The organism is Cognatishimia sp. F0-27, from assembly GCF_020667845.1.
Taxonomy (GTDB): Bacteria; Pseudomonadota; Alphaproteobacteria; order Rhodobacterales; family Rhodobacteraceae; genus JAFMPQ01.
Genome location: NZ_JAFMPQ010000018.1, coordinates 24,699 through 44,889, shown reverse-complemented (window position 1 = coordinate 44,889; position 20,191 = coordinate 24,699). Strand labels below are relative to the sequence as shown.

The following is a 20,191-nucleotide window of genomic DNA, read 5'->3' as shown; positions in this document are numbered from 1 at the left end:
CTGTCCTCCTTTTTTGCAGCACCGGGCATGATGCGCGGGAGCGGATGCGAAGACCCTCGCGCTCATGAAGAGGCAGCGCCGCTCGCAATTCGTGCATGATTACTCAGCTTCCATGAAACTCGGCCGCTAGGCGCGTGACCGCTTTCACCGTCCCACAGGCGCCGGCAGCGAACCCGATCTACAGAATGAAATCGCTGCCGATGGCTCCACCGATCACGTAGATCTGCCCATCCGCACTCTTGTCGCCGTCGACATCCATGCTCGCAATAGTCACGTCAACGCCTCTGCGCACGATATCGAGCAAGGTCAACTCGCCCGCTCTACCGGTAAACGAGGCAACCACGGTGAAAGCCTCGTCCGCGACCGTCGCGGTGTTGGCATCAATGCCGCTGATATCGATCACGTCACCCTCCGAGGCATCGAAATCGCGCAACTCATCGCGGCGGAAGACCCCGACACCGGTATCGTCAATGGCACCGAACACAAACGTGTCGCTCCCTGCGCCGCCGAAGAGGAAATCCGTTCCTGCTCCACCATCGAGTGTATCCGCGCCATCACCGCCTAACAGGCGGTCGACGTCGTATCCGCCGGACAGGCTGTCATCGCCACCACCCCCGACGAGGGTATCGCGACCCGAAAGCCCAAACAGGGTGTCGTCACCGAGACTCCCCTGAAGCAGGTTGCCGGTCTCTTCGGATCCCGTAATATGATCGGAAAAGGCGGAGCCAAATACGTGCTCGACGTTCGAGAGCACGTTGGAACCTGCGCCGCCGGTGGCAAGCCCGGCTTCGAGATCGATCGTGACCGCCGCGGTGAGTCTGGTGAAAATGGCTGTGTCGACGCCTTGCCCGCCGTCGATGGTATCGTCTCCCAGACCACCGACCAGGCGATCCGATCCATCGCCGCCGAACAGGCTATCGGTGCCATCTCCGCCTTCGAGCCGGTCGCGACCGTCTCCCCCGACGAGGGTATCGTTCCCATGGTTGCCGCGCAGGGTATCGTTGTCCGGGCCACCGTCGAGATGGTCATTGCCGTTGCCCCCCAAGAGGGTGTCGGTCCCGGCCATTCCGTTCAGGGTGTCGCCGCCCAAGGTGCCTTCGAGGCGGTTTCCAGCATGATTTCCGACAATGAGGTCATGCCCGGAGCCCCCAACAGCGTTTTCAATCACGGTTCCCACCGCAAGCGTGAGATTGCCCCGTTCTCCCCCGATGTCTGAACTGTCCTGATGCTTTTGCGTGGCCGTCTGCACGGTCAGGTTCACTGTCTGGTCTGCGCTGTAGCCACTCACGTCAAGGGTATCAATGCCGTCAGCATCAACGATGGTTGATGCCGTGAGATGTGCATAACTGGCAAACGCGTTCCAGATCCTGCTTTCGTCCGCACTGATATTGGTGTTGAATCCGTAGACGGTATCACCGGTGAAAGCATGGCCCGTGCCATAGCCGAATTGGCCATAAATCTTGTCAAGCGCGAGCCAATCCACGGGCATGGGCGTTTGAAGATAGTTGAAACTCGCATTGATTGCCGTGTTATTGGTTTGCGAGAAATAGGACATTGCCGATGCTTGCCAGCTGTCCAAAGTAAAAACCGTGTCTTGCTCATACCTCGCGTGGCCATTGTAAAAACCGGCGTGACCCAACCCCAATGCATGGCCAATTTCATGAAAAATCGTTTGAAGCGTATAATCATCAAAGCTGGACGTGCCACCGGACCAGCTCTGTTCAATGTTGATGTAAGAGTAGTAGATCGTCCCGTCGCTGTAGCGCGTCGCCCCGGAATAAGCGCCACTCTTGTTATCGGAGAAAAAGAAATCCACCACGCTGTTGTCAGTATCGGTGGTCTCCACGAAACGGATGCCGAGCGCAGCTTCGTAGACGTCAAACGCGTCGCGGATCAGTTGAGCGCGGGCTTCCGTCACGCCATCCGGATCCTCGCCACCACCGAAGGAGAGCGGGCCGAACCCGGACAGGTTGTAATGAAGAACCCCGTTATTGGGGTCGAACCCAGTGGACCCCAAATTGTGCCGCCGGCCAACCCCATCGTCCCAGAATCCCAGTTGGAGGAATTCGGCCATCTGCGCGAGCGTGGAGTGATTTCCGATCGGGTCCCTGTCTGAATGGAGTGGCGTGGCCGAATATGCGTCGCGGTCATTTCCCTCATTCGCGGCCATGCAAGCAAGGCATTGGCATATCGAAATCTGATGTATTGGATTGTCAGGTAACCAGTCGTTATCATTTTCGAAATACTGGCTTAATTGAGCGACCATTCACCACACTCCCGGAAACAAGCGCGGATGGGCCTTTCGTGAAAACCAGCGCTTGGCTCGCCAGACATGGGTCAGGTTCGGTTAATATTGAGTAGTCACGGCACAGGTGAATAATTCAAATAGGTCAAAAAATTGATTTTATTAGTGGCATTGCGTGGGGACACTAACCGGTTTCAAGCGGGCGAAAGTAGTCTCGGAACCTGAGATCAATACATAAAGAGATCTGCGATTACGGTTGATGATAGACTGGCTTGCGGGCATCCATCGGTTCACGCCGCACCGCATTGCCAGTCATTCACCGTGGCGGACATGATTCCGGCCCGGTTGCTGCGATTGTAGCGGCACCAGCGCTATTTGACCGCCGAGTTCCGCCGTTTGCGGATCGGGACGCAGGCCTGTGCCCCTCTCGCGTTCAACGCTTCTCGTAACCCATCTGGATTATTTCCTCGGTCCCCGAGCAAGCTGGCCACTTTGGGCAAGCCGCCCCTCAGACCCATGACACCTGAATTTCCCACGGTTCTTACCTGCTGCGACGAACAGGTCTCGCGGTCGTTCCCGATTGCCGCTGATGGCAAGCAGCTTGGCTCCTCTCGGGACATTTCGTTTCGAAATGCTCTGCCGGTCAAAGGTGCATGTCGCTGTTGGTTTGGTCAATCACGCGACCTCCCCCTTGTTGGACGCCCAATCTGGACGTTGCGCGGCGTGCCTTCAGGCAGGTGGCGTCGATCATCACAGTCTTCCTTGGGCGGTGTTAGGCGGCAAGACGGACCATCAACCGCAGGGATATGCCCCTGTGGATCCATCGTTACCGACAGATACAGAGCATCTTGCAAACGGCATTTGCCGAGGAAAGGTCACGCCAGCGCAAGCCAAGGCGATGGAAAACCTTAATTCAATTCTATGCGCGTTTATCATCAACGCGTGGCATGCCCGTGATCCGGATCGTCATGGTCAGACGGCCGTCGATATCCGCGGAGAACAACAAATGTTGATCAGAACCTTCGAAGCCCGCGACGCGGCGGCCTGCGGCAAATCATTCGATCCAACATGCTGGGAAGAACCCAAGGCAATGTGCCGCGTCAAATCCCCATAGACACAACCGGTCCGCCCCAAACCCAACCCCGCGATTTCGTGCTCGAGCGCTTCTCCGACGCCAGCCAATGCCGCGCGCCACTCAAGCCTCGCGCATGGCGTCCGAGAAACCTGCATCACTTCTGCCATTGCGCATTGGTTCAAAATGACCCCAGCCTAAGCCCAGATCGCGCGATCGCGGTACCATGGTTCGTCGCAAAGATCCAATCTTCGCGGAGCCCCGAAAACCGGTACAAAGACCCGATCCAAGACGCGCCAGAAACGAATTCTGTCCAGCACTGGATTGAGCCAGGGCGTCAAGGCGCAATACCGGGTGAGGTGCGGTGGCCTGTGGTGCTCCCAGTGATGGCGCGCGTCCTGAAGGACGTGTATTCGCTGCAGCAAGACAACAGTCATTGGCAGACGTGCTCTCAGTGTATGAGAAAACCTATGAGCCTGCTGCGAAAAGCCGGCTATTGTAGCGAACACGGCAATTTGCCATGTCAGCGCATTAAACAGCCGAAAAGCGCACACCAGAAGGATGGAAGCCGCAACGGGCAGAAAGTTGTTTCTGGCCCAATGTATCTTCAACATAGCTGTCGGCTCCGAATGATGCTTCGAATTCGGAGCAGCAAAGAGTGGCCCCCAAATCGGAGTATCATCTGCGCCCAATGTATCCTCAGCCCAATGGAAGAGACCGCTGCATAGGTCAGAAATCAGGTAAATGAGAACCACCTGCTCAAAGATCAGGGCCAAACTTGATACCAAGGTGATCTCCATGCCGATTAGGTACCGCCGAACGCGCTCAAAGAATTCCGAACCTCTGCGCGACGTATTCGCCGCAACACCATGCTATCACAAACGCAATGGAAAGCCTTGCTCTGCATCAAATGTAGGCAAGCCTTTTCAATCACCATTCAAGGTCTGGATCGTCCGCAACCCGGTTATGGCTCGACCTGTCGCCAACGTCCGCTCCTGATCGTAGCGGTCATTGAGAACTGAAACTTCGGCTTTCCGTCACCGAACGACCGCTTGCCGCAACTTAGCCGACATCTGAGGGAAATACTCAGATGTCTCGGAAGAGCCCAAACTGAAGGTTGAACCGCCCCTTGTTTGCCGGATTCCGCGTGCTGCAAATGTATCACCCACACAGGGTCGGGCATGGAACCTTGGTAGACGGGCGAGGCATGGAGGTGCCGGTTCTGTATGCGTCGACAACCGTGGCGCACATGGTCACCGCGCGGTTGCCAAGGAAAGTCTCCCGCCGCAGGGCGCACTTGACCGGGCCCCGTTTCTCACGCGCATCGGCGCGGCTGACCAACCTGCACGCTCGGGCCGGAATCCTGCATCGTTTCAGCCATTGGTCGACCAACACGCATCTTGCCTTCGGTCGAGGGCATGCGGCGGTTCGCAGATGTCCCGATGCGCATGCTGCCCGGACGGGCTGAAACACACCGGATTTGCCTGCAGTCACCAATTCGGAGAGCCGGATACGGGCGCCATTGACACCGCGCGGCGCGGATTCGACCGGATGCAGTCCAAACACTGGCCGGTCATGTGCAGGGGTGCCGTCATGATTCAGATCAAGGATGCATTCTAAATCTGGCATACATTTGTCAAAAAGGATTTGGAACTCGTCAGCCACGGCAACAGGGAGGTGCCGCACATGATTCCGATCGAATACATCACCCGTGATTTCGACAAGTCTCTCGGAGATGCGAGGGACCCGGCAATCTCTGAAGATGGCCGATGGGTGGCTTTTGCCCACCAAGGGACCATCGACGAAGACGATGGAAACGACAGTTGGGACGTCTTCCTCGCGGATCGTGCGGCTGGCACGGTTGAAAGGATCAGCATTGCCCCGGACGGGAATGCGCCTGGCGATGCGATGGGAAACAGCAGTTCCGGATGGACAGGCCTTTCGCAGGACGGCCGCTATCTCACCTTCTCTATGTTCAATCGCGGCTTCCTGTCTGACGATCCAAGCAAGATGGCCTTTGTCTACGACCGGTTCGATGGCAGCGTCGAGGGTTTCAGCGGCGGCCTTGCCCGCGAAGTCAGCTTTATCGGCGACGGGCGATTTGTTTACCAGACGCAGGCCAGCAACGAGATCTATCTCGTCGATGCCGATACCCTCGCGCAGACCAGGCTCTTGACCCCGCAGACCGTCGGTGGCGATCCAAGCGATCCCGACGCGTCACAGGATGGCGCGGTTATCGCGTTCACGCGCGCGGCATATTACGACAACAGCAATCATTACGAAGTCTTCACTTATGATCTTGGTGGCGAAGGGTTGGTCAAGGTCGGCACGCGGGCCGATGGCGGCGTCTTCGCAGGTGATAGCGGACGTGCGTCCATCTCCGCTGACGGGCGCTTTGTTCTTTTCGACTCGCAGGACCCGTCTGTCGTGCCCGGCGATACAGACACCCTGCACGACGTCTTTCTGTATGACCGCGAAACCGACGAGACGACGCTGATCTCGGAAAACGCCACCGGAGACTCGGATGGGCGTTCTTTCGCAAACGACATCTCCGCGAACGGGCGCTACATCACCTTTACCTCCAACGCCACCAATCTGACCGATGACAGCGATGGTGCCGATGGGGTGTATCTGTATGACCGGCTGACCGCGACCATGACGCGCGTCGATCCGGCGATTGGCGGCAATTTCAGCCAATTGCCACACGTCTCTTCCGCCGGTCACGTCGCCTACAATTCCAACCTCAATATTCTGGGAACTGGCGACGACGACAATCGTTTCGACATATTTGTAGCCGACGGACGCTTTTCTGACGGCGATGACACGGTTGCGCTGGAAGACTGGGGCGAACGGGTTTCCAGCGGCGGTGGCAATGACAGCGTCACGGGAAGCGCCACAGCGGATCAGATTGCCGGTGAGGCCGGCGATGACACGCTGATCGGCGGGGCCGGGGATGATACACTGGATGGAGGTCCGGGAACGGATGTGGCGGGCATTGATGCCGCACGCGACACGGCGACCCTTGAACGGACCACAGAAGGGATCTTGGTGACCTCCAGCCAGGGAGCGGATCTGCTGATTGGTGTCGAGCAGGTCGCGTTTTCGGATCAGTCCGTCAGACTGGGGGATCTATTCAATCGCGCACCAACGGGTGCCGTTTTTGTCGCCGGTCTTGCCGAGCAAGGCGAGACGCTGACGGCGGACACGACGGCCATCGCGGACGAAGACGGTCTTGGCCCCTTCGCCTACCAATGGCTGCGTGACGGTGTTCCGGTCCCTGGGGCGACCGAGGCAACCTACGATCTTCAAACCGTGGACGCCGGCGCCGAGATCAGCGTCTTTGTGTCCTACACGGACGCAGGAGGCACAACTGAACGCTTGGAGAGCGCAGGCGTCGCCATTTCGCAGGATCTCACGATCAACGGCGGTGTGGACCCCGAAACAATCAACGGCGGTCCCGGCAATGACCTGCTGACGGGCGACGCCGGTAACGATTTGATCGCTGGTGGCGATGGCAGCGACACGCTCGATGGCGGTGATGACAACGATACGCTTCTCGGCGCAAACGGGTTCGACAGCCTGGATGGAGGCGCGGGAAATGACAGCCTTGAGGGCAACAACGGCAATGACACGCTGCTCGGTGGCGTTGGCGACGACACGCTGGAAGGTGGGCTCGGCTTTGACGAGATGTCTGGCGGGGAGGGCAATGACTTCATGCGCGCGCGCAACGGTTTTGACAGTTTGTCCGGTGGCGACGGCTCGGACACGCTCGAAGGAAACTTCGGCAATGACGTGCTGTTTGGGGGCGACGGCGACGACACGCTCGAAGGCGGTCTCGGGTTTGACGCAATGTCCGGTGATGGGGGTAACGACTTCCTGCGTGCCCGTGACGGGTTCGATACGCTCTCGGGCGGTGATGGCGCGGACTCCTTGCAGGGTAATAATGGCAATGACAGCCTCGATGGCGGGTTGGGTTCCGACCTGCTCGAAGGCGGTCTTGGCGCGGACAGCCTGCAGGGCGGTGACGGCGATGACACGCTGCTGGGGGCCAATGGCTTCGATGTGCTGATGGGAGGTGCGGACGATGACCTGCTCGAAGGCAATGCCGGGAACGACACGCTGGATGGCGGTTCTGGTGACGACGTGATGCGCGGCGGGCTGGGCGCGGATCAGTTCGTCTACACTGCTGGGGCCGACGTGGTGGTCGATTTCCAGCCTGTGGATGGGGTGCAGATCGCGGCATCCTTGCTGGGCGCGTCGCCAGAGGTTGAAGATCTCCGCGACTTCGCGTCTCTCGATCCGTCCGGCAATCTCGTGTTCGACTTTGGCGATGGCAATAGGCTGACCTTGCTCGAATTCAGCAATCTTGATGCCGCGATTGCCGATGCTGAGCTTTTTTGAAATCGCGTGTCTCATGAGCCGCAGTTGATCAGTCGAGGAAAGATCCGCAAACAATGGCTGCGACGGCACATGGCGGTTGCAGCCGGTTCTTGGGATCAGGTGCATGCACCGGCGGGTGATCATCCGCCGCTGATCCCGGTTCCTCGGTGGTGTTCATGGGGGACAGAGGGCTGCGGCTGATGCACCCGGCGCTGGTAACAGACCGATCAAATCGCCCACCTCGTGCGCTGGTGCATTGCAGGCGGCGGGCGGATGACAAGCCATTTCCGAGCCGCTTCCCTTGCCGATCGGCTTGGATTGTGACGCAGCCACGGATCACGAGAACATGGGCGGCGCATGGCACGTGACAAGCGCTGGGTGCGCGGGAGCGGGTCGGGTGCCCAAGCGATGGCCGGGGCGCGCGCGCCGAGCAGCCCGGCGCGGAACAGACAGTCCAGCGGCCCATGCCGGATCGGGGAGATCGAGGCAGTTTGGGCATATCGGCCATTATGCAAAAGCGCGTCGTGCATGAAAGGCGCGCGGTATGGTGGTTTGTGTCGAGCCGCTTGATCGCGCAGGGCAAAGGCGCGGGTGACACGGCCTGTTCCCGTGCGGCCCACCCAAAGATGCCGGGTTGCGCGACGCTTCGGAAAGCGGGCCCCTGATCAGTGTATCGGCGTCTGTCCGGCACATGGGCGTCAGTGACCGCGCGCCACCACGCCTTGCCGGGTGCACCAGCCCCGACTGTCCGGATTGGCGTTCTTTTTCGGCGCTTGCCCGCACCGTGCGTTTGTCACTCCGGCACCGGCGTGACCGTGCATCGGTGCGGGCCGTTTGATGAAAAATGCGTCCGGCAGGCCTCTACAAAATGCTGGACCACTCTGCGGGGCCGCGATTTTTGGTATCCGATCGAGAGGGTCAACGGAGGCAATGCGTCCGAGATCGGAACCCCTGACAGCGTGTTTCCGCAATAGCTTTGCCGGGTCACTGGCTGCATGTTCAGAACGGCAACGCCGTGGCCCGCACTTACGAGGCTCCTCACCATCTCGGTCGAGGTTGCATAGGCAGCAATGCACAGGTCTTTGCCTTGGGCATCAAGGAGCGCCTTGTAATAGGCTCCGGCCACTGGCCGATTGAGCACAACCAATCGTTCATCGGCGATTTGCGCCATGGTGACACTGCCCTGCGTGGCAAAGGGGTGATCCTCGGGGACGAGGCAATAAGCCGGGGCTTCGATCAAGACGTCAAATTCGACCGATGGCCGGACATCCTCGCTGACAAAGAGGATGGCGTCATAGGCCCCGTTCAGGAGACCATCTTGCGCGCTGTCGTTGTCGCATTCGTCCAGATGAAGTGTGACAGCGCTGCCTTGCGGCACGAAGGACGCAAGGATCGAAGGCAGAAACGCGGGCGCGATCGGCGCGTAATACCCGATGCGCAATGGGCCGCTGAGGGCCTGTTTCAGCTCCGCGGCTTCGCTCAGAACTGCGTGATACTCATCCAGCAAACGACCGAGCTTTTCTGCCACCAACCGACCGCTCGCATTGGCCTCAATCCCCCGCGACCGTTGCCGGGTGACCAGCGTCAGGTCGAACGCGGCTTCGACCTGGTCTATCGCCGTGGCGACAGCGGAGGCCGCAATGTTCAATTCGCCTGCCGCCTTGACAATGCTGCCATGCCGCAGCGCGGTGGTGAAATACTCCATCGCCTTCAAGGAAATGCCCATCTTCACCTCGGAAAAACAGATTTTATTACCAACATTAAACTGTTTTTCATGTGAGGAGGGCTCTGTCAAACTCCGGCGCAGATGCCACAACCCACGGTGAGCGATATGAGCGATGCACCCCTCAAGGGTTGGAACCATGTTCCCCCGGTCCCGTTGAAAGTCTCTCCGTTCTTCACATGGCCCCTGCGCCCGCTTGATATGCTCGCATGGGTCTGGAACGCGTGGTTCCTGATCACCGAAAAGCTGATCATCGTCGGCATCGCGTTTGTGTCGTTCTACTGGTTTCAGCCGCCGTTGGAGGAAACCAGGACCCTCGCATTTGGCTGGATCGCCGAGATGTATCTGCGCAACCTCGTGCTCATGACTGCCGTGGCGGGCGGCCTGCATCTGTATTTCTACACGTTCACCAAACAGGGCAAAAAGCTGCGCTATGACCCGCGTCCGCTGATGAAGAACGGACGCCAGTTCACGCTGGGCGGCCAGATCCGGGACAACATGTTCTGGACGCTGGCCAGCGGGGTCACGGTGTGGACCGCCTATGAGGTTCTGATGTTCTGGGCCATGGCGAACGGGTTTGCTCCGATGTTGACCTGGGCCGCGCATCCTGTCTGGTTCATCGCGCTGTTCTTGCTGATCCCCGTGTGGGAAAGCTTCTATTTCTACTGGATACACAGGTTTCTGCATATTCCGTTCTTCTACAGGCACGTGCACGCCCTGCATCATCGCAATATCAACGTTGGCCCGTGGTCGGGCTTGTCGATGCACCCGGTCGAGCATGTGATCTTCTTGGGCTCGGTGCTTGTGCATTGGGTTGTGGCCGCGCACCCGGTCCACATCCTGTTCCACCTCCAATACTACGCCCTGACGGCGGCAACGACCCACACAGGCTTTGAGGGGCTTGTGGTGAAAGACAAGAACCGTCTGGCGCTGGGCACATTCCACCACCAAATGCATCACCGGTATTTTGAATGTAACTACGGCTCTCTCGAAATTCCGTGGGACAAGCTGTTCGGCTCTTTCCACGATGGCACAAGCGAAGCACATGCGCGCATGTCGGAGCGGCGCCAACGGATCATGGGGCGCTGAGTCACACGAAAGTGCACGATCGGCGATTTCTTGGGCATACCGGGCAAACGCCGCGATGACCCACGCGCTGCCGACCGGCCATAAAGAGGCTGTGGCTGTCTCAATGACGAGGCTGGCGGTGATCGACCCTGTGTCCAATGCTGAACGCGTGCACCGTCTCGAACCGGCGCATGGTCTTCGTTCCTTGGCTATTCTTGTGTTTCGGCGCATTCACCACCGGCTTTGTCAGCATCGTCTTTGATGTCGTGTGATTGCCTTGCGTTGCTTTCAGGCACGTGCGTCGCTTGGCATGCGATAGGCACTTTGCGAAGGAGCCACTTCTGATCCCGCGCTTTGCGCGTGAACTCTCCGTGGCTGGTGCCGTTTGGGGGCTTCAGCGTATCAATGAATGCTGGGTGAGGAAGCGGTCTCGTCTCGCCGCCTGTCTACTCAGTCGGACAACGGCCCGACCTGAATCTGCCTTTGCAGACAAGAGCGGGTCAGAATGCGCACCCTCTCGGGCCCCCTGTTTTTCAGAGACTTCCTCGCCGAGCGATGATCCACGGATGGCACGGCCGCCTCTCCACCCGCGTGACCGTCAGGCTTTTCGTCTTTGCACCAGGGAAAAGATTACGACCAACGCCATGACGATCACCGCAGAGACCACCGTTCCGATGACCGCCACTGATGGCACGAGCGGCGAATAATTCGTGGCCGTGCGCGAAAAGAGCCAAACCGGCAGGGGCGTGTCAGGGCCGGAGGTGTAGATCGACAGCGGCAGATTCGACCACGACAGAAGAAAGGCGAACAGCACGCCGGAAAAGATCCCCGGCCAGAGCTGTGGCAGGGTGATTTCGCGGATCACCTGCCATTTGCTGGCGCCAAGATCAAAGGCGGCCTCTTCTTGTGCCACGTCATAGCCGAAAAAGCGGATCGAGATGATCAGTGTCACGATCGGGATGATCCAGACGAGATGCGCAATCACGGCTGTTTTCCAGCTGGGGGCGAGACCGACGGCCGTGAAGGACAAGAGCAATGCAAGTCCGAGAACCGGTTGCGGAAAGAAGATCGGCAAGACCAGAAGCCGCTGGAAGACGCCGCGTCCCTTCCAGTCATAGCGGGCAAAAGCCACGGCTCCCAACGTCCCCAGAACGACGGAAATCAGCACGACCGATACCGCGATGCTCAGCGAGATCGTGTGCAACTGCCACGTTGTAAAGGAGGCCACAGCGTCCCGATAGGCGTCCAGCGTCCAGACCCGGTGCGGAAACCGCATGTAGCGCGTGTTGGCCAGCGACGCGAGCACCACCGACACGATGGGAATATACAGAAATGCCAGGATCGCGACGATCCAGAGCGCTCTCAGGGTGGGTGCTGCGCGTTTCAGGCTCATCGTTTTGTCAGCTTGTTGAGGTCGAGCCGCGACAGGATCGGCAGCACGATTGCCGCCGTAATCGCAATCACGAGAACGGTCAGCGCGGCGCCCATCGGCCAGTCCTGCGCGTAATTGAAGCGCTGTTCGATGGCGGCGGTGATGACCGTCACAGCGCGTCCACCAAGGATCGCGGCCTCCGCATTGGCACCAAGGCAGAGCACAAATGTCAGGAGCGCTCCGATCAGGAGGCCGGGCAGCGCCAGGGGCAGTTCCACTTCGCGGAAGACCTGCCATCGGTTCGCGCCCAGATCACGGGCGGCTTCAATCCGGTCGGCGGGGATCAGGCTGATGCCAAGGATCAGCGGGAACAACATGAACGGCAGATGGACATAGATCATGCCCACCAGCGCGGCGGCCCAGGTGTTCAGGATCGAGCCAATCTGCAGGCCGAATACGGCGTTGAGCGTGCCTGCAAGGATGCCACCGCGCGGCATCATGAAGACCGACATGCCAAAGAGCCGGACGCTTTCGGAGATGAAGATCGGCAGCGCAATCAGCGCGGAGACCAGCGCGGCCCAGCGGCCTGCGTGGCGGTGCAGGATGACCGCGGCCGGCCACGCCAGCAGGGCCGTGACGCAGGTGGTGATCAGAGCGCCGAGCAACGACCACATCATCGGGCGGGCATAGCCTTCGGAGATCGCGGCACGGTAGTTTTCAAGCGTCACATTGGTGGTCAGGTCGAAAGAGCGCGGCGGCATGACGCTGAACCAGGTCACGATGACGATCGGCATCGCAAAGCATGCCAGCATGAACAGTGCCACGGGGGCCGCAAACCAGGCACCGGGTGAGTCGCGCTGCGTCATGCGTCCACCCAAACGACATTTTCGGGTGAAAAGCCGAACTCGTGCTCCGTGCCGGGCAGGAAGGCGTCCCCGCTTCCGGCGATTTCGGAGACGAAACTCTCGCCTGCGTCACCCGTGAGATGCAGCTGCGTGCGTGACCCGAGCATCAGCCGTTGTGCAACGGTCAGTCGGGCTCTCAGGGTGCCCTCCTCGGGGTGCAGTGCTTCGGGGCGGAGCACGGCATACTGCCCCTTGGCATTCCGGGACAACGCGGGGAAGGTTGCGGACTTATCGGCTGCCACGATGTTCACTTCCCCCATGAAACGCGCAACGAAGCGGTTCACGGGCTGTGCGTAGATCTCTGACGGCGTGCCGATCTGAATGATGTCGCCGTCCTTCATGATGGCGATCCGGTCAGACATGACCATGGCCTCTTCGAGGCTGTGCGTGATGTAGACAAAGGTGCGCCCGGTGCGTTGGTGCAGCTCCTTGAGCTCCACCTCAAGCGTCTTGCGCAACCGGTAATCAATCGCCGAAAGCGGCTCGTCAAAGAACAGGATCTCGGGATCAGAGGCGAAAGCGCGGGCAAGTGCCACACGCTGACGCTCACCGCCTGAGCATTGCGTCACCGCGCGGCTGTAATAGGTCTCCGGCAAGCGCACCAGCTTGAGCAAGTCCAGGGCACGGGCGCGGCGTTTGGCCGGTGCAACACCCTTCATTTTCATCGCGAATTCGATGTTCTGGCCGACCGAGCGGTGGTCGAACAGGGCAAGAGACTGGAACACCATGGCGGTTGGCCGCTGGTTGGCGGGAATGGCCGTGATGTCTTTGCCGCGCAGATAGAGCGCGCCGCCGGATGGCTCTTCCAGCCCGGCCAGCAACCGGACCATGGTCGACTTTCCGCTGCCGGATGGGCCGACAATGGTCAGAAACTCTCCCTCCGGAATGTCCAGCGAGATTGGCTTGACCGCCTGGGTCTCGCCAAAAGACTTGGACAAACCGGCCAGTGACAGGATCACTGGCCGGTCCGTAGTGCGGGTCGCTTCGTCTTTCATGCTCAGCCGCGTGCACGCATCGCAGCGGAGTAGATGTCATAAAGACGGTCGTAGTCGGGCACGATGTCGAACTCCACCGCGTTGGCGATGCGGCTGTCGAATTCGTCCCATTGGATCGCGTTGAGCTCTTCGCTCGAAAAGCGCGAGAACAGCTCCGGCTGAGACATCTGGCTGACGGGTTGCAGGTTGCCATTGCCGCGCGCCACCAGCTCGGCGGCATCGGGCGTCGCGATCCATTCCAGCCAGTCAAAAGCCGCCGGGTGGAAGTCGGGGTTGTTGACCGCCGAATTCAGTTCGATCCAGTTGATACCGCCCTTGCCATCGGCGGGACCGCTGTTGGGTGTGATGGCGTAAAGCTCTGTCACGCCTTCGAGCCGCGCAGCCGCAGTGGTATAGGTGCCGCCAGTGAAATAGAGGTCGATCTCGCCGTTGAGGATCGCGAGGTTGAGCTGCACGAAATCGGTCGTGATCATTGCAGCATTGTCGATCCAGCGTTTGCAGGTCTCCTCGAACTTGGCGAAATCCTCCTCGCTCTTGGCTTTGAACGGATGGATGCCTGCGCCCATGCAGATATCCATGACGTTCCAGTCCTCGTAGGCCAGAATGCCGTAGCGGCCCGCGAAATCGGGATTGTTGAACAGGTCCCAGCCCTCGTCCTTGGCAAGCTCGGGCGAGATCACGTCCTGATTGATGACGAAGTCGAAGGTTTCGTAGCGCTGCACCACACCGAGGAGATGCTCCTCATCCTCGCTCATGGCCCATTTATAGGGCATGGCGAATTTGTCCTTCATCTGGGCATAGAGCGGGTCGAACCGGTCGCGCGGCAGGTCGCGGATCAGTCCTGCGGGCCACATCACGTTGCGCGCCCAGGGGTTGTTGACGTTGATGAAGTCCCAGACGGATGTTTCACCCGCGCGCAGGCGGTTGACGGAGGAGGGGTCGGAGATATGGATTTCGTATCGCACATCCACGCCGGTCGCCTCGCGCCATAAGGCCAGCAGGTTCGGGTCGGCATAGGCGTCCCAAGTCAGGAGCGAGAGCGGGCGGTCCTGTGCAGCCGCGATGGACGGCATGCCCGCGGCGGCGACGCTGGCCGCCATGCCCTTAAGAAAACGGCGACGATGCCGGGAATGCTGCATCGGTTGGCTCAGCGGGTTGCGTCCCGCCATGGAGCGCAGCAGGTGTTCCTTATCCATGTCTCAAGTCTCCCTGTTCATATGGCGAACAAAAATTCGCATAGCGCATTCTTGCAAATGACGGCCGGGAGTCAATACGTCGCAGCATAGGCCGCAAAGAGTTCCTCGTTGGAGAGGTCTTTCACGTGGTCGATTTCGCCTCTTTTATGGGCGGCATAGATCGCGGGCATGCGGTCGGGGAAACAGGCGCGGAGCGTTTCATCGGCCTCGAACGCGGCAATCGCCTCTTCGAGGCTCTGCGGCAAGCGCGCGAGTCCGCGATCCGCCAGGCTCTTGGCGTCCAGCAGGCTGAGATCCTCGGTTGTTGCCGCTGGTGCGCTCAGGGTCTCGCGCAGGCCGATTGTGCCTGCCGAAAGGAGCGCCGCAAGCGCGAGATAGGGGCTTGCCGCGGCGTCTGCCGCACGAAACTCAACGTTGAATTGCCGCGCACGGGCGTCAGGCTCCCGCGCGGAAACAGGGCAAATCCGGATCAAGGCCTCGCGGTCCTGCGCGCCAAGGTTGTTGAAGCCCGCGCTCCAGCGATGCGGCACAAGCCGCTCGTAAGACAAGACACTGGGCGCGGTGAGCGCGGTCACCCCGTTTGCGTGGCGCAGAATGCCCGCGATAAAGGCCGAGGCCTGTGGCGACAGCCCGTCCTGTCCGGCCGGGTCATGCGTTGCCGGATGGCCTTCGGCATCCCACAGGCTGAAATGAATATGCACGCCATTGCCCACGATATCGGGAGCGCAGAGCGGCGAGAACGTGGCCTTGGTGTCAAGCGCGCGGGCAACCGCGCGGGTGATTTCGCGCAAGGCGGTTGCCTGATCGGCCGCCTTGAGTGCGTCCGTAGGGGGGAGCGTGATCTCCATCTGGTCCGGGCCGTATTCGCGCAGAATGCTGTCGGGCTCGATTCCGGCAGCGCCGAGCGTCTCGACCAACGCATCGCTGAAGGCGCGTCGCTCTTGAAACCCGTCCAGCGTGAAGCCGCGCGACCCGCGCCCGCCGGACAGCATGAACTCGTGTTCGAAAGTTGCCTTGACGGTGAGGCCCGTTTCGGCGCGCAGCGTCTCGATGGCATTGTGCAGAATGCTCCGGGTGCAGCACTCCCAAGGCGCGCCATCCAGATCGGTGACCGGACCCATGAGGAATGACATCGGGGCGCCATCGGGCAGCATGGTTTCAACCCGCGTTTCGGGATCCGGCCAGAGCACCATGTCACCCAAGGCGCCGTAGGGGCTGTCTGCGATGCTGTCAAAGCAGGTGATCTGGACATTGGTGGGCGTCCAGCCGACGCCGTTCTGGATGCGTTTCGAAAGGTCCGAGGACAGGAAACCCTTTCCGCGCACCAGCCCGGAAAAATCACTTGTGCAGGCCATTGTCAGCGCCATCGACATACTCGACATTTGTTGGTGGAACGGCTTCACTCTGGAAAGAAGTGCCTTGGATTGCAATGCTTGAGTGCGCACGGGACAAGGGGCCGCCGCTGCGGTCCGGCATGATGACGGCGGGTTCGGCGCCGCCGGACAGGAGGATAGAGGCGTGCGTTACCAAGTGCTCGGAACGATGGACCCGGATCCGGTCTTTTGCCAACCCGGAGACTCGGGCATTGTCTTGACCGTCGAGCATGCCGGTCGCGCGGTGCCCGCCCGCCTTGCCGGGCTGGGATTGCCCGAGGATGAGCTTGCCCGCCATATTGGCTGGGATCCCGGCGCCTTCGATCTTGCGCGGGCCATGGCCCCGGGGTTGAAGGCGACCGTGGTCGCGCAGCGCTACAGCCGCCTCGTGATTGACTGCAATCGCCCTTGGGGCGCGCCGGACCTGATGCCCGAAATCAGCGATGCGACCGTCATTCCCGGCAACGCCGGTCTGAGCGATGCGGATCGCAAGGCGCGGTGGGAGGCGATCCACACTCCGTTTCACGCCGCGGTCGATCAAGCCTGTGCCAAGGGGGCGACGGCGCTGGTCGCCCTGCACAGCTACGATCCGCAACGCCGCGGCGATGGCGCGCTGCGCCCCTGGCCCGTTGGGCTGTTGTGGCGCAAGGCCAATCCCCTTGCGGAACATCTGGCCGAAAGCCTCGGGCGGGTGGAGTGGCTGGCGCCGTTGGGGATCAACCTCCCTTACGAGATCGAAGAGGACGGCGACTACACGATCCCGGTCCATGCCGAGGCGCGGGGCCTTCCGCATGTCCTGATCGAAGTGCGCAATGATTATCTTCAGGATGCGGCGGCTGTTGAGCGAATGGCCGCCGTGCTCTCCGAGGCCATCTCCAAAGGATCCTACTGATGTCTGACCTGTTCTTGTCCACCACGTCGCGCGATGTCCCTCTGGTCCCGGGACGGGCCGCATTGCTGTTTATCGACGTGCAGAATTTTTCCTGCCATGCGGATGGCGCGGAATGGGACGGCATGTCGCCCGACGAGCTGGCGGCAAAGAAAGAGCCTTTCCTGAAACAGATGAAAGAGGCCGTTCTGCCCCGCATGCAACGCCTGCAAGCGGCCTGTCGCGCCGCCGGCATCGAAGTGCTCTACACCACGATCGAAAGCCTGACCAAAGACGGACGCGACCGCAGCCTCGACTACAAGATCACCGGTTTCAACGTTCCCAAGGGATCGTGGGACGGGCGCGTCGTTGACGAGATCGCGCCCGGCGACGATGAGATCGTGTTGCCCAAATCCTCGTCGAGCGTCTTTGTCTCGACGCATATCGACTATATTCTCCGCAATCTCGGTGTGCAGCAGCTTGTGGTCTCCGGTGTGTTGACCGATCAATGCGTCGAAAGCGCCATTCGCGATGCCTGCGACCTTGGCTACCTCGTCACGCAGGTGACCGATGCCTGCGCGACTTTCACACCCGAGCGGCAGGCGGCATCCTTGCAGGCAATCAAAGGGTATTGTCGGCAGGTCACCACCGAAGCGTTGATTGCCGAACTCGACGCCGTGACCTGAGCGGCGTCGGACTCTCGCTTAAAAGGGCATATGACGCCCGCTCACAAGGGCCATACGACGCCCGCTTACAAGGGCCATACGACGCCCGCTCACAAAGGTCATACGGCGCCTGCTTACAAGGGCCATACGACGCCCACTCACAAGGGCTATACGACGCGCGTTCACAAGGGCCATACGACACCCGCTCACAAGGGCCATACGAGAAGCAACAACGGCACGCTGACAAGGATCACCACCGCTTCGAGGGGCAGGCCAAGCCGCCAGTAATCGCCAAACCGAAAGCCACCCGGTCCCAGAATAAGCGTGTTGTTCTGATGCCCGATCGGGGTCAGGAAAGCGCAGGATGCACCAATGGCCACCGCCATCAGGAAGCTGTCCGGGTTCACCCCCAGAGAGCCTGCAATCCCGAGCGCGATCGGGCAGAGAACCGCGGCCGTGGCCGCGTTGTTCATCACGTCCGACAGAAACATCGTTGTGACGAGAATAACCACCAGTGCAATGACCGGGTTGCCTTGCGCCACGCCATCCACAAGCACACGGGCAAGCAAATCCGCCGCGCCTGTGCTTTGCATCGCGCCGGCGACAGGGATCAGGGCGGCGAGCAGAACGATCACGGGCCAATCGATCGCGGTATAGACCTCGCGCAGCGGCACCGTGCGCAGCAGCATCGACGCAAGCACGCCAAGCGCAAAAGCCACCGCGGCTGGCAACACCCCGAGTGTCACGATCCCGATGGCGCCGAGCATGATTGCCCCTGCCAGAAAGGCCATACGTTTGTCGGGGATGCGCAGGTCACGCGGGCTCAGCGGCACGCAACCGGTGTCGTTGATAAAGCCCGTCACCGCGTCGGATGCCCCTTGCAGAAGCAAAAGATCACCAGAGCGCAGCTTGATCCCGCGCAGACGGGATCGCGGCGGATGGCCGGCGCGCGAAACGGCGAGCAGGTTCAACCCGTAGCGTGTGCGGATTCTCAGGTCGCGGGCTGACCGCCCGACAATCGTGGACCCCGGCAGGACGGCCACCTCGCGCAGCACGATTTCGCCGCTGGGCGCGCGGTCCTTTTCGGAATCCGGGTCTTCGGAATCCGGGTCTTCGGGGTCCGGGGTGGTCTCTGCCTGCGGTTCGACGGCTGACGCCGTGCCGCGATCGGCATCCTCGCGCTCGGTATCGCCCAGTGTCATGTCAAACACCGAAAGCGCCTCGGAAAGCGCATCAACGTCCGCTTCAAGCACAAGGATATCGTCGCTGCGAATGCGCCGTCCGCCATGGGGCGCCGTCAGCCGAACGGCGTTGCGGATCAGCCCGACGATCTGGGCATCGCTGTCCTCGATCTTGCTCTCGAACTGACGCAGGGTCAGACCAACAGCCTTGTTGCCCTCCGGGACGCGCAATTCGGTGAAATAAGCGCCGGTCTCGAACCCGTCACCGGTGGCGGATGTGCGCGCCGGGACCAGCCGCCAGCCGATCAGGACCACGAAGGCAAGCCCGGCGAGGGCGACCGCCGCACCAACGGGTGCAAAATCGAAGATCGCGAAATGGCCCATCCCCGCCTCGGCCCGGAAACCCGAAACGATAAGGTTTGGCGGTGTCCCGATCAATGTCGTCATTCCGCCAAGGATGGTGCCAAAAGCCAACGGCATGAGAACCTGTCCGGGTTGGAGGTCGAGCCGCTCGGAGAACTGCACGGCAATCGGCATCAGGAGCGCCATGGCACCGACATTGTTCATGAACCCGGACAGCGCCGCACCGAGGCCCATCAGGGCCGTCATGCTGACCAACCGTCCGGCATTGCGTGGCAGCAGGCTGCGCGCCAGCCAATCCACCGCACCGGTGTTCTGCAACCCACGGCTCAGGATCAGCACGCAGGCCACGGTGATCACCGCCGGGTGGCCGAAACCGGCAAAGGCTGCATCGGCTGGCACAAGACCGGCCACGACACTTGCAATCAGGGCCGCAAGCGCAATCACGTCGTGGCGAAACCGCCCCCACAGGAACAAGCCCATCGTTGCTGCGAGCACGCACACGATGAGAAGCTGATCTGTTGTCATGGCCCGCCCGTTCCCTGAGGTTTTCAGGCACCTTAGCGGCAAGACCGGCATGCGGTCCACCAAGACCGGGACGCCCGCACCGCGCACCACACTGCGCATGGATCCCCGAGCAAGACCGCGCGCATAAGCGCATCCGCGCGCTGTGTGTCCGTATGCGCCCGTGAAGCGCGGCGGGGTCGTCCGGTGACATCCGTCAACCGGCCCTCGTCCGGCGTTGGTGCGCGGTCGTGGCAGCCGGGTCTCCGCCCCCTGGCCGGGAT

At 60.7% G+C, this 20,191-nt stretch carries 14 protein-coding genes; 5 read left to right on the top strand and 9 right to left on the bottom strand.

Annotation, left to right across the window (positions count from 1 at the left end; translation table 11 throughout):
* Positions 1-178 precede the first annotated feature (178 nt).
* Entirely contained in the window at positions 179-2,074 is a 1,896-nt protein-coding gene (locus J1C49_RS11345) for a M10 family metallopeptidase (RefSeq protein ID WP_227445940.1), read from the bottom strand.
* Between the two features lie 760 nt (positions 2,075-2,834).
* Here J1C49_RS11345 and J1C49_RS11340 point away from each other — a divergent pair.
* Positions 2,835-3,359 carry a hypothetical protein gene (locus J1C49_RS11340; RefSeq protein ID WP_227445939.1) on the top strand — a complete coding sequence of 175 codons (525 nt, stop codon included), beginning with the start codon at positions 2,835-2,837 and terminating at the stop codon, positions 3,357-3,359.
* Positions 3,360-3,514: 155 nt separating this feature from the next.
* Here J1C49_RS11340 and J1C49_RS21960 read toward each other — a convergent pair whose 3' ends face one another.
* Positions 3,515-4,117, bottom strand: a complete 603-nt coding sequence (locus J1C49_RS21960) for a fatty acid desaturase family protein (protein ID WP_227445938.1) — start codon at positions 4,115-4,117, stop codon at positions 3,515-3,517.
* A gap of 886 nt (positions 4,118-5,003) precedes the next feature.
* On the opposite strand from J1C49_RS21960, the gene J1C49_RS21825 reads away from it, so the two are divergent.
* The gene (locus J1C49_RS21825) at positions 5,004-7,718 is read left to right on the top strand and encodes a hypothetical protein (protein WP_304522425.1); all 2,715 of its coding nucleotides are present in this window, start codon (positions 5,004-5,006) and stop codon (positions 7,716-7,718) included.
* Between the two features lie 772 nt (positions 7,719-8,490).
* Here J1C49_RS21825 and J1C49_RS11305 read toward each other — a convergent pair.
* Positions 8,491-9,423 carry a LysR family transcriptional regulator gene (locus J1C49_RS11305; protein WP_227445937.1) on the bottom strand — a complete coding sequence of 311 codons (933 nt, stop codon included), beginning with the start codon at positions 9,421-9,423 and terminating at the stop codon, positions 8,491-8,493.
* Between the two features lie 105 nt (positions 9,424-9,528).
* On the opposite strand from J1C49_RS11305, the gene J1C49_RS11300 reads away from it, so the two are divergent.
* Positions 9,529-10,509: a sterol desaturase family protein gene (locus J1C49_RS11300; RefSeq protein ID WP_227445936.1), complete on the top strand. Its 981-nt coding sequence runs from the start codon at positions 9,529-9,531 to the stop codon at positions 10,507-10,509.
* 577 nt (positions 10,510-11,086) lie between these two features.
* Here J1C49_RS11300 and J1C49_RS11295 read toward each other — a convergent pair.
* The 5 genes from J1C49_RS11295 to J1C49_RS11275 all read right to left on the bottom strand — a co-directional run bounded on the left by J1C49_RS11295 (position 11,087) and on the right by J1C49_RS11275 (position 16,311).
* Complete coding sequence (locus J1C49_RS11295; RefSeq protein WP_227445935.1) at positions 11,087-11,881, bottom strand: ABC transporter permease; 795 nt, start codon at positions 11,879-11,881, stop codon at positions 11,087-11,089.
* The gene (locus tag J1C49_RS11290; RefSeq protein WP_227445934.1) at positions 11,878-12,726 is read right to left on the bottom strand and encodes an ABC transporter permease; all 849 of its coding nucleotides are present in this window, start codon (positions 12,724-12,726) and stop codon (positions 11,878-11,880) included. The genes J1C49_RS11295 and J1C49_RS11290 overlap by 4 nt, the downstream gene beginning before the upstream one ends.
* A complete protein-coding gene (locus J1C49_RS11285; RefSeq protein ID WP_227445933.1) occupies positions 12,723-13,760 on the bottom strand; it encodes an ABC transporter ATP-binding protein in 1,038 nt (345 codons plus the stop codon). Before J1C49_RS11285 ends, J1C49_RS11290 begins: the two co-directional genes overlap by 4 nt.
* A 2-nt stretch (positions 13,761-13,762) precedes the next feature.
* Positions 13,763-14,956 carry a PotD/PotF family extracellular solute-binding protein gene (locus tag J1C49_RS11280; protein ID WP_227445932.1) on the bottom strand — a complete coding sequence of 398 codons (1,194 nt, stop codon included), beginning with the start codon at positions 14,954-14,956 and terminating at the stop codon, positions 13,763-13,765.
* Positions 14,957-15,027: 71 nt separating this feature from the next.
* On the bottom strand, positions 15,028-16,311 hold the full coding sequence (locus tag J1C49_RS11275; RefSeq protein WP_227445931.1) for a glutamine synthetase family protein: 1,284 nt from the start codon (positions 16,309-16,311) through the stop codon (positions 15,028-15,030).
* 163 nt (positions 16,312-16,474) lie between these two features.
* On the opposite strand from J1C49_RS11275, the gene J1C49_RS11270 reads away from it, so the two are divergent.
* Both J1C49_RS11270 and J1C49_RS11265 read left to right on the top strand, forming a co-directional pair.
* The gene (locus J1C49_RS11270) at positions 16,475-17,221 is read left to right on the top strand and encodes an N-formylglutamate amidohydrolase (RefSeq protein ID WP_227445930.1); all 747 of its coding nucleotides are present in this window, start codon (positions 16,475-16,477) and stop codon (positions 17,219-17,221) included.
* Positions 17,221-17,883 (top strand): isochorismatase family cysteine hydrolase, encoded by a 663-nt coding sequence (locus tag J1C49_RS11265; RefSeq protein ID WP_227445929.1) that lies wholly within the window; start codon positions 17,221-17,223, stop codon positions 17,881-17,883. The genes J1C49_RS11270 and J1C49_RS11265 overlap by 1 nt, the downstream gene beginning before the upstream one ends.
* Before the next feature lie 185 nt (positions 17,884-18,068).
* On the opposite strand, the gene J1C49_RS11260 is transcribed toward J1C49_RS11265, so the two are convergent.
* On the bottom strand, positions 18,069-19,931 hold the full coding sequence (locus J1C49_RS11260; RefSeq protein WP_227445928.1) for an SLC13 family permease: 1,863 nt from the start codon (positions 19,929-19,931) through the stop codon (positions 18,069-18,071).
* Positions 19,932-20,191 lie beyond the last annotated feature (260 nt).